Here is a 10,260-nt window from a genome sequence, read left to right as displayed (position 1 = left end):
ATTTGGGGAAGCCGTTTGGCGGCAGCCGCCCGGCCGCCGCGCGCGCCCCCAGCCATTCGGTCAGCTTGCCCTCATTGCGCACGCGCTCGCCGATGCTCCAGCTCAACCCCTCGGCCAGGGTGAACACCTTGGCATCCGAGAGCCCGCCATCCTTGTATTTCTGCAGCTGCACGCCGGTGCCGCGCGGCATCTCCGGCAGCTGCTCCAGCGGGAACACCAGCAGCTTGCGGTTCTGGCCGATCACCGCGACATGGTCGCCATTCGCCGGCACGCACAGCACCCATTCCTCGCCGGGCTTCACCACCAGAATGGTCTTGCCCGCCCGGCGTTCGGAGGCAAGCTCCGCCCCCGGCAGAATAAAGCCCCGCCCGGTGGAGGAGGCGACCAGATATTTCTGCTCAGGATCGGGCACGAACAGCATCAGCACCCCGTCCTCATTCGCCAGCTCGATGATCAGCCGGATCGCCTGGCCATCGCCGCGCCCGCGCGGAATGTCGGAGGCCTTGATGGTATAGACGCGCCCATTGGTGCCCAGCAGCGCCACCTTGTCGGTGGATTGGCAGGGCAGCATCGCGAACAGCTTGTCGCCCTCCTTGAATTTCAGTTCCGCGCCATCGGCCAGATGCCCCTTCTGGGCGCGGATCCAGCCTTTCTCGGAGAGGATGATGGTGATCGGCTCACGCTCCACCAGCGCCTCGGCGACGATCTCGACCATCGGCGCGGCCGCGGAAATCTTGGTCCGCCGCGCGCCCAGCGGCCCGGCGCCGAACTTCGCCTGCACCTCGGCGATCTCCTCGGCGATTTTCGCCCAGCGCTTGGTCTCGCTCTGCAGCAGCCCCAGCAGCCCCTTCTGCTCCGCGGTGAGCTTCTTATGCTCGTTGCGGATCTCCATCTCTTCCAGCTTGCGCAAGGCGCGCAGCCGCATATTCAGGATCGCCTCGGCCTGCACCTCGGAGAGCTCGAAGGTGGCGATCAGCTGCTCCTTCGGCTTGTCCTCGAAGCGGATGATCCGGATCACCTCGTCCAGATTGAGGAAGACCTTGATATAGCCATCCAGAATCTCCAGCCGCCTGGCGATGGCGGCGAGCCGATGGTTGGAGCGGCGCACCAGCACCTCATGCCGGTGATCCGCCCAGGCGCGCAAAATCGCCTTCAGCCCCATCACTTTCGGGTTCCGCCCATCCGCAAGCACGTTCATGTTCAGCGAGAAGCGGGATTCCAGCTGGGTGGCGCGGAAGAGCGAGGCCATCAGCATGTCCGCATCCACGCTGCGGTTCTTGGGCTCCAGCACCAGCCTTATCTGCTCGGCGCTCTCATCGCGCACATCCGCCAGCAGCGGCAGCTTCTTATCCCCCAGCAGCAGCGCGATCTGCTCGACCAGCCGGGATTTCTGCACCTGATACGGAATTTCGGTGACGACGATATTCCAAGTGCCGTTCTTCGCCGGCTCCTTCGCCCACACCGCCCGGGTGCGCAGAGAGCCGCGCCCGGTCTCATAGGCCGCCAGAATCGTCGCCTCATCCTCCACCAGCTCGCCGCCGGTGGGGAAATCCGGGCCCTTCATATGCGCCAGCAGCTCGGCCGTGGTGGCGTCCGGGTTGGCGATCAGATGCAACGCCGCCGCGCACACCTCCCCGGCATTATGCGGCGGAATCGAGGTCGCCATGCCCACCGCGATGCCGGAGGCGCCATTGGCGAGCAGATTCGGGAAGGCGCCGGGCAGCACCACCGGCTCCTGCTCCTCGCCATCATAGGTCGCGCGGAAATCCACCGCATCCTCATCGATGCCGCGCAGCAGATATTCGGCGATCTCGGTCAGGCGCGACTCGGTATAGCGCATCGCCGCAGCGTTATCGCCGTCGATATTGCCGAAATTCCCCTGCCCCTCGATCAACGGGAAGCGCGAGGAGAAATCCTGCGCCAGCCGCACCAGCGCCTCATAGATCGAGCTGTCGCCATGCGGGTGGAACTTACCCATCACGTCGCCGACCACGCGGGCGCATTTCTTGAAGCCCGAGCGCGGATCGAGCTTGAGCTGATGCATGCCGTAGATCAGCCGGCGATGCACCGGCTTCAGCCCATCGCGCACATCTGGCAGCGAGCGGGACATGATGGTGGAGAGCGCATAGGCAAGGTAACGCTCGGAGAGCGCGTTGCTGAGCGCCAGATCCTCCACCTGCCCGAAATCATCCGGCATCGCCGCGCTCCTTCTCCTCAAGCCTCAGGGAAAGTTGCTCATAAAGAGCCTCGCGCGCCGGCGGAAGGGGGCGGTGGCGGGCGCCGAACAGGTCACGGGCGAGAAAATGCCCGGTCAGGCGCAATGCCGCCACGCAATCCTTGAGGTCCGGCTCGCTCTCATCCAGCAAAAAATCCGGCAAGGGCAGCAGCCGGCTGGCCCAGTCCCCGGCCTGCGAGAGGGTCACCGCCCGCCCGGTGCGGGGCGAGACGTAAGCCAGACGGTCATTGCCGCCGGCAGAGGAGGAAAAATCCAGCCCGAAGCCCAGCTCCCGCAGCAGCACCAGCTCCCAGCGGCAAAGTGCTGGCAGCGCGACGCCTTTGATCTCGATGCCCGCCAGCAGCCGCAGCAGCCCCTGGAAGGTCTCGGGCGCGGCCTCGCGTTCGGGCAGGGCCTGGGCAGTGAGCTGGCAGGCGGCGCGCAGCACGGCCAGGCTGTCCGGCTCCTGCATCGCCAGCGCCGCCACCGGGCGCACCAGCTCGCCGCTATAGGCGCCGAGCTGTTCGGGCAGCCGCGCCACCCAGCGCGCCGCGACGATATTGCCTTGCTCCCAGATGCCGCCCTGCCGGCGCGAGGCCCCGCCCTTGGCCAGCCCCCGGCGCAGCCCGTCGGGGCTCAGCAGCGTGACGAGATAATCCCCTTCGCCATGGGGGACGCGCTCGACAACGATTCCCGGCCCCTCAATCTCCATGGCGTGGTCCCCAATGAGCAAAAGTTTTTGGAGGGCGGAGGCGGCCAAGGTTCCGCCGCCGCCCAGCGGCGGTGGAAAGCCGCCGGAGGGGTGGGGTGTTTTTCAAAAACACCCCAAGAAAGTTCGGGGTGTGGGCGACGTCGTCGTCACCGCCCCAACGTTCTTCGCCGCTTTTTTGAAAAAAAAGCGGCACCAAAAAACTTTTATAACATTACCTCAAAGCCGCTTTCGCGGTGCTCGCCAAAAGCTTCGCCGCCAACGGCAAGATCTCGTCGTTATAATCATAGGTCGGGCTGTGCAGGCCGGAGCTGGGGCCGTTGCCGACCCAGGCATAGGCGCCCGGCACATCCACCAGGAAACGGCCAAAATCCTCCGCCCCCATCGTCGGTTCCATGTCGCGGCGCACCCGTAGCCCGGCCTCGGCGGCGGCCTGGGCCATCAACTCCGCCTGCTCAGGCACATTCCCGGTCGGCGACAGCTCCTCGCCCAGCCACACATCCGCCTCCAGCCCCAGCGCCATCGCCACGCCCTTCGCCGTCTCCGTCAGGCGGCGCTTCAGCAGCTCCATGCTCTCGGTGGTATAAGCGCGGATGGTGCCCTCCATCGAAGCCCTTTCCGGCACCTGGTTGCGGGCCTCCCCAGCCTTCAACATGCAGGTGGAGATCACGCCGGACTGGATCGGCGGCAGATTGCGCGCGACGATGCTGTTCACCGCCACGATCAGCTGCGCGATGCCCTGCACCGGGTCGATGCAGAGATGCGGCATCCCGGCATGGCCGGCCTTGCCCTTCATCGTCACCACGAAATTCACCGCCCCGGCCATCACCGACTCCGGATGCACCATCACCGTCCCGGCTTCCAGCCCCGGCCAGTTATGGTAGCCGAAAATGCGCTCCATCGGGAAACGCTGGAACAGCCCGTCCTCGACCATCGCGTGCGCGCCCTTATAGCCTTCCTCGGCCGGCTGAAACACCAGATGGATCTGCCCGGACCAGTCCGGATCGTCCTTCAACAGCATCGCCGCCCCCAGCAGCGAGGTCGTGTGGCCGTCATGCCCGCAGGCATGCATCACCCCCGGCCTGGTCGAGGCGTAGGGCTTGCCGGTGGCCTCGGGGATCGGCAGCGCATCCATATCGGCGCGCAACCCCACCGAGCGGTTGGAATTGCCGCGCTTCAGGCTGGCCACCACCCCATGCCCGCCAATGCCGGCCTCGTAGGGAATCCCCAGCTCATCCAGCCGGGCGCAGACGAAGGCGGCCGTCTCGCGCTCCTGGCGGGAGAGTTCCGGATGGGTGTGGAGATGATGCCGCCATGCGGTCAGTGTGGTCGCGAAATCATCCGGCATAGCGCACTCCTCAACGCAGCAATTTCACAGCTCAGGCAACAACTTCAAGCAAAAGCTGTACCAGTCCCTTATATGGTGTCTCCTACGCCGCCACCGCCATGGCGATATAGTTGACCGAGAGATCCCGGCTCACCGTAAACCCGGCCTGGCGCGGGGAATAGCTCAAGCCCGCCGTGTCGGTCAGGCGCAGCCCCGCCTGGCGGCAGAGCCGCCCCAGCTCCTCGGGCTTGATGAACATCTTCCAGTCATGCGTGCCCACCGGCAGCAGCCGCAGCACATATTCCGCCCCGAATTTCGCCACCGCATAGCTTTGCGGGGTACGGTTGAGGGTGGAGAGGAACAAAACGCCGCCCGGCGCCAGCAAGGCGCGCAGGCTTTTCAGGAATTCCAGCGGATCGGCGACATGCTCGATGATCTCCAGCGCGGTGACCACCGGGAAGCTCGCCCCCTCCGCCGCCAGCCCCTCGGCGGTGCCATGGCGGTAAGTGATGTTCAGCCCCTGCCCCTGCGCATGGCCCCGCGCCACGTCGATCACCTCCGCCCCGGCATCCAGCCCGGTCACCGCGAATCCGTCCTTGGCGAGGGCTTCGGCCAGCAGCCCGGCGCCGCAGCCGACATCGAGAATCGAGACCCCCTCGCCTTTCGCCCGCCTGACGCGCTGCGCCACCCAGCCGGCGCGCACCGGATTGAGCATATGCAAGGGCCGCATCGGCCCCCGCGCGTCCCACCAACGCGCCGCCAGCGCGTCGAACCGGGCGATTTCTTCCGCAATCACTGACCCCTGGCTCATTGCCCTATCCTTACTCCGCCGCTATGTGACGCCCCGGCCCGAATTCCACAAGGTTCCAGTTCTCAAGGTTTGTCCATGGCGCGCATCGTGATGAAATTTGGCGGCACCTCCGTCGCCGACCTCGACCGGATCAAGAATGTCGCCAAGCGCGTCAAGGCCGAGGCTGATAAAGGCAACGAGGTCGCGGTGGTGGTCTCCGCCATGTCCGGCGTCACCAACCAGCTGGTCGGCTATTGCCAGTCCCTCTCGCCGCTGTTCGATGCGCGCGAGTATGACGCGGTGGTCGCCACCGGCGAGAACGTCACCGCCGGGCTGCTCGCCATCGCGCTGCAGGAGCTGGGGCAGGAAGCCCGCTCCTGGCAGGGCTGGCAGGTGGCGGTGGAGACCAATGGCGAGCACGGCAAGGCCCGCATCGAGAGCATCGATGGCGAGGAGCTGATCTCGCGCATGCAGCAGGGCCAGATCCCGGTGCTGGCCGGCTTCCAGGGCATCGGCCCGGATAACCGCATCACCACTTTGGGCCGCGGCGGCTCGGACACTTCGGCCGTGGCGCTTGCCGCCGCGCTGAAGGCGGACCAATGTGATATCTATACGGACGTTGACGGGATCTACACCACCGATCCCCGCATCGTGCCGAATGCCAAGAAACTGCATAAGATCACCTACGAGGAAATGCTGGAGCTCGCCTCGGTCGGTGCGAAAGTGTTGCAGACCCGCTCGGTCGAGCTGGCGATGAAAGAGCGCGTGCGCGTGCAGGTGCTCTCCAGCTTCGCTGACAAGCCGGGCTCCATGGTTGTTGATGAGGAAGAGGTCGTGGAAAAGGAAATCGTTGCCGGCATCGCCTATTCGCGGGACGACGCCAAAATCACGGTGCGCCGCGTGCCGGACCGCCCGGGTGTCGCCGCCGCCGTGTTCGTGCCGCTGTCGGATGCGGCCATTAATGTCGACATGATCGTGCAGAATGTCGCCGCCGACGGCACCACGGACATGACCTTCACCGTCGGCAAGACCGACATGGCCCGCGCCTTGCTGGTGCTGGAGCAGGCCAAGGCCGAGATCGGCTATGCCGAGATCAACTCGGACCCGAATGTCGCCAAGCTCTCCGTTGTCGGCGTGGGCATGCGCAGCCATGCCGGTGTCGCCGGCACGATGTTCAAAACATTGGCGGCGCGCGGCATCAATATCCAGGCGATCACCACCTCCGAGATCAAGGTCTCGGTGCTGGTCGCGGCCGAATATACCGAATTGGCGGTGCGCGCCTTGCACACCGCCTATGGGCTCGATGGCTGAGCATGGCTGAGCTGGACCAGACTGCCGCAAACGACACGCTGGACGCCCTGCAGCAGCGGGGTGCCGCCTTCCTTGGCACACGCCACGCCATTCTCGGCGGGGCGATGAGCTGGGTGTCCGAGCGGCATCTGGTCTCCGCCATCTCCAATGCCGGCGGCTTCGGCGTCATCGCCTGCGGCGCGATGCCCCCGGCTTTGCTGGAAAAAGAGATCGAGGCAACCAAGGCGCTGACCGACAAGCCCTTCGGCGTCAATCTGATCACCATGCACCCGCAGCTCGATGAGCTGGTGCAGATCTGCATCCGCCAGCAGGTCGGGCATGTGGTGTTTGCCGGTGGCATCCCCTCGGGCGCGCATATCAAGGCGGCGAAGGATGGGGGTGCCAAGGTCGTCGCCTTCGCCCCGGCTTTGGTGCTGGCCAAGCGCCTGGTCAAATTCGGCGCCGACGCGCTGGTGATCGAGGGCTCGGAAGCCGGGGGTCATATCGGCCCGGTCTCGCTCACCGTGCTGGCGCAGGAAATCCTGCCGCACATCACCGAAGTGCCGGTCTTCGTCGCCGGCGGCATCGGAAGGGGCGAGGCGATGCTGGGCTATCTGGAGATGGGCGCGGCCGGTGTGCAGCTCGGCACCCGCTTCGCCGCCGCCAGCGAGAGCATCGCCCACGAAAACTTCAAAAAAGCCTTCATCCGCGCCGCCGCCCGCGACGCGCTGCCCAGCGTGCAGCTGGATGAGCGCTTCCCGGTGATCCCGGTGCGCGGGCTGATCAATGAGGGCACCAAGCGCTTCATGCGTCACCAGGCGGAGGTGGTGCAAAAATTCCAGTCCGGCGAACTGGACAAAACCGCCGCGCAACTGGAAATTGAGCATTTCTGGGCCGGCGCGCTGCGCCGCGCGGTGATCGACGGCGATGTGGAGACTGGTTCCGTGATGGCGGGGCAATCTGTGGGCATGGTGACATCGGTGCAGCCGGTGGCCGAGATCATTGCGGCGTTGCGGGCCCAGGCCCTCGCCGCCTTGGTGGCGCGTGGCACAGGAGCATAATCCTCCTTCCACGCCGGCACGCCGGCGCAAAAAGCCGAAATTCGGCGATACCAGGCAGCTTTTTGCCGCGCTGCGGGAGAATCTCGCCACCGGCACCGCCTCGCTGGCGGATTTCGCCAAGCTGGTGGCGGAGGGTCTGGTGGCTGATGCCACCGTCATTTACGTCACCCGCCCGGGCGAGATCCTCGAACTCGCCGCCACCCATGGGCTGAATGTCTCCGCCGTCGGGCGCACCAAATTGCGGGTGGGCGAAGGCATTGTCGGCCTCGCCGCCGCCTCCGGCGACGTGCAGAACCTGCCCGACGTGCAGAACCATCCCCGCTATGTCTACCGCGCCGAAACCGGCGAGGAGAACATGGCCTCGATGCTCGCGGTGCCGGTGAAGCGCGCCGGGCGCACGCTGGGCGTGATCGCGGTGATGTCCCGCGAAGTGCGCGCCTATGCGCCCGTGGAGGTCGAATCGCTGGCCACTGTGGCGATGCTGCTGGCCGAGATCCTGGCCCGCGCCGGCGCCGCCGATATCGGCCAGGAAGGCTTCTCGGATTCCCTGCCCCGCCGCTATGCCGGGCATGTGCTCTCCACCGGCATCGCCCGGGGCGCGGTGCTGGCCTATGGCGCCGCCGCCCCCATCGCCAAGCTGCTCACCGAGGACCCGGAGGCCGAGCTGGCCCGGCTCGATATCGCGGTGGAAGAGGCGAATAAATCCCTCGACGGGCTGATCAGCGCCAACATGCCCGGCGGCAACGCCTCGCGCGATGTGCTGGATGCCTACCGGATGGTGGCGCAGAGCTCCGGCTGGCTGGCCCAGGTGCGCGCCGCGATCAATGACGGCCTCACCGCCGAAACCGCTGTCGACAAGATCGCCCGGCAGCTGCGCGAGCGCATGCGCCGCATCGCCGACCCCTATCTGCGCGAGCGCCTCGCCGATATCGAGGACATGATCAACCGGCTGATGGTGGCCCTGGGCGGCATGGCGCCGAAGCCCGAGCGCGCGGATGGGATGATCCTGATCGTCCGCCGCCTCGGCCCGGCGGATCTGCTGGACTGGCATACGCGCGGCATCGCCGGCATCGCCATCGAGGAGGCCAGCGCCTCCGGCCACGCCGCCATCCTCGCCCGCGCCCTCTCCATCCCCACGCTGCAGGTGGATCGCGGCGCGGTGGAAGCCGCGGTCGAGGGCGACCAGGCGCTGCTGGACGCCGAGGACGGCACGCTGGTGCTGCGCCCGGAACCGGAGGTGATCCAGGTCTATGACCGTGCCATGGCCGCGCGCGACGAGCGCGCCGCCACCCTGGCCAGCTACCGGGACGTCCCCGCCATCACCAAGGACGGCACCGAGCTGAAGCTGATGATGAATGTCGGGCTGGCGCTGGAGCTGGACCAGCTGGACAAGACCGGCGCCGACGGCATCGGCCTCTACCGCACCGAAATCGCCGCCCTGGCCGCCGGCGGCATCCCGGATGTGGCCGGCCAGGCGGCCGAATATGGCAAGGTGATGGACCGCGCCAAGGGCCGCCCGGTGCAATTCCGCACGCTGGATCTGGGGGCCGACAAGCTGCTCCCCGGCGAGACCGCGCAGACCGAGGAAAACCCCGCCATGGGCTGGCGCTCCTTGCGCATCGGGCTGGACCGCCCGGCCATCCTGCGCCGCCAGCTGCGCGCTTTGCTGCTGGGCGCGCAAGGCCGGCCGCTGCGGGTGATGTTCCCGATGGTCGCCACCGTGGAGGAATTCCGCGCCGCGCGCGACCTGCTGGAGGCCGAGGCCGGGCGCATCCGCCCCGCGCCGGAGACGCTGGACGCAGGCACCATGCTGGAAGTCCCCTCGCTGCTCTTTCAGCTCCCCGGCCTGCTCGCCGAGGCGGATTTCATCTCGGTCGGCACCAACGACCTGATGCAGTTCCTCTTCGCCGCCGACCGCGGCACGCCGGAGCTGGCGGACCGCTACGACACACTTTCCGCCCCGGTGCTGGAGATGCTGGAAAAGCTGGTGACACTCTGCCAGGAGGCCGGCGTGCCGCTCTCCATCTGCGGCGAGGCCGCCGGTCGGCCACTGGATGCGCTGGCCTTCGCGGCGTTGGGGATCACCACGCTGTCGATGTCCGGCAGCTCGATCCTGAAGGTGAAATCCGTGCTGGTGCAGGCGGATCTCAACGCGCTGCGCCCGGTGCTGCGGGAATTGCGCCGCGCCGGGGCCGCTGGCGGGAGCATTCGCGAGCCGCTGGCGGTGTGGGCGCGAGAACATAATCTCGCAATTTGAGGGATATCCGATTCCGGGTTAAAAGACATGGATATGCCAGACCATATGACCGGACCCGACACCATGGAGCCTGAAGCCACCTATTCCGGCGCGCGCGTCGGTGCGGGCCTGCGCGAAGTGCGCGAGCGGCTGGGCTGGCAATTGCCGGATGTGGCCGAGGGCCTGCGCATCCGCCCGGAATTTCTGGTGGCGATCGAGGCGGGGGATCTCTCCTCCTTGCCCGGCACCGCCTATCGCACCGGCTTCGTGCGCACCTATGCCCAGGCTTTGGGGCTGGATGGCGAGGAGATCCTGCGCCGCTTCCGCGATGCCGGGCAGCTCGGCCAGGCGGAGAAAACGGAAATCCAGTTCCTTGCCCCGGTGCCGGATCGCGGCGTGCCGAAAGGCGCGATCGTGCTGATCGGCATCGTGCTGGTCGTCGCCGGCTACGGGCTCTGGTATCGCCATACCGAGCAGCAGCGTCGGCTGGACCAGAGCGTCACCCATGTCCCGGCCGAGCTGCAGCCTTTGGCGACGCCGCCGAAAGTCACCCCGCCGCCGGCCACGGCGCCGGTTGCGAGCCCCCCAGGCCCGGCCACGCCCTCCCAGCCGGCAGCCAGCACCAGGCCGAC

General features: G+C 66.9%; 8 protein-coding genes. 4 read left to right on the top strand and 4 right to left on the bottom strand.

The genetic code is table 11. The features are described 5' to 3' along the window. The 4 genes from parC to ubiG all read right to left on the bottom strand — a co-directional run. A partial coding sequence (gene parC / locus MXAZACID_RS19125) for a DNA topoisomerase IV subunit A (protein WP_008492677.1) occupies window positions 1–2,197 on the bottom strand: 2,197 nt, incomplete at its 3' end. Further along, entirely contained in the window at window positions 2,187–2,927 is a 741-nt protein-coding gene (gene recO / locus MXAZACID_RS03420; protein WP_008492676.1) for a DNA repair protein RecO, read from the bottom strand. The genes parC and recO, both read right to left, overlap by 11 nt. 211 nt (window positions 2,928–3,138) lie before the next feature. Next, window positions 3,139–4,272: a M20 family metallopeptidase gene (locus MXAZACID_RS03415; protein ID WP_008492675.1), complete on the bottom strand. Its 1,134-nt coding sequence runs from the start codon at window positions 4,270–4,272 to the stop codon at window positions 3,139–3,141. A gap of 82 nt (window positions 4,273–4,354) precedes the next feature. Further along, window positions 4,355–5,062, bottom strand: a complete 708-nt coding sequence (gene ubiG, locus MXAZACID_RS03410) for a bifunctional 2-polyprenyl-6-hydroxyphenol methylase/3-demethylubiquinol 3-O-methyltransferase UbiG (RefSeq protein WP_008492674.1) — start codon at window positions 5,060–5,062, stop codon at window positions 4,355–4,357. 75 nt (window positions 5,063–5,137) lie between these two features. Here ubiG and MXAZACID_RS03405 point away from each other — a divergent pair, with 75 nt between their 5' ends. From MXAZACID_RS03405 to MXAZACID_RS19120, 4 genes are all read left to right on the top strand, one after another. Then, window positions 5,138–6,352, top strand: a complete 1,215-nt coding sequence (locus MXAZACID_RS03405; protein ID WP_008492673.1) for an aspartate kinase — start codon at window positions 5,138–5,140, stop codon at window positions 6,350–6,352. Between the two features lie 2 nt (window positions 6,353–6,354). Then, window positions 6,355–7,392 (top strand): nitronate monooxygenase family protein, encoded by a 1,038-nt coding sequence (locus MXAZACID_RS03400; RefSeq protein WP_008492672.1) that lies wholly within the window; start codon window positions 6,355–6,357, stop codon window positions 7,390–7,392. After that, on the top strand, window positions 7,376–9,649 hold the full coding sequence (locus MXAZACID_RS03395; protein ID WP_008492671.1) for a putative PEP-binding protein: 2,274 nt from the start codon (window positions 7,376–7,378) through the stop codon (window positions 9,647–9,649). The genes MXAZACID_RS03400 and MXAZACID_RS03395 overlap by 17 nt, the downstream gene beginning before the upstream one ends. Window positions 9,650–9,694: 45 nt before the next feature. After that, window positions 9,695–10,260: helix-turn-helix domain-containing protein (locus MXAZACID_RS19120; protein WP_008492670.1), on the top strand; the 566-nt coding region annotated here is incomplete at its 3' end.

The organism is Acidocella sp. MX-AZ02, assembly GCF_000306035.1.
GTDB lineage: Bacteria > Pseudomonadota > Alphaproteobacteria > Acetobacterales > Acetobacteraceae > Acidocella > Acidocella facilis.
Note: the sequence above shows the minus strand (reverse complement) of the source record. Positions and strands in the feature narration are given on the sequence as shown.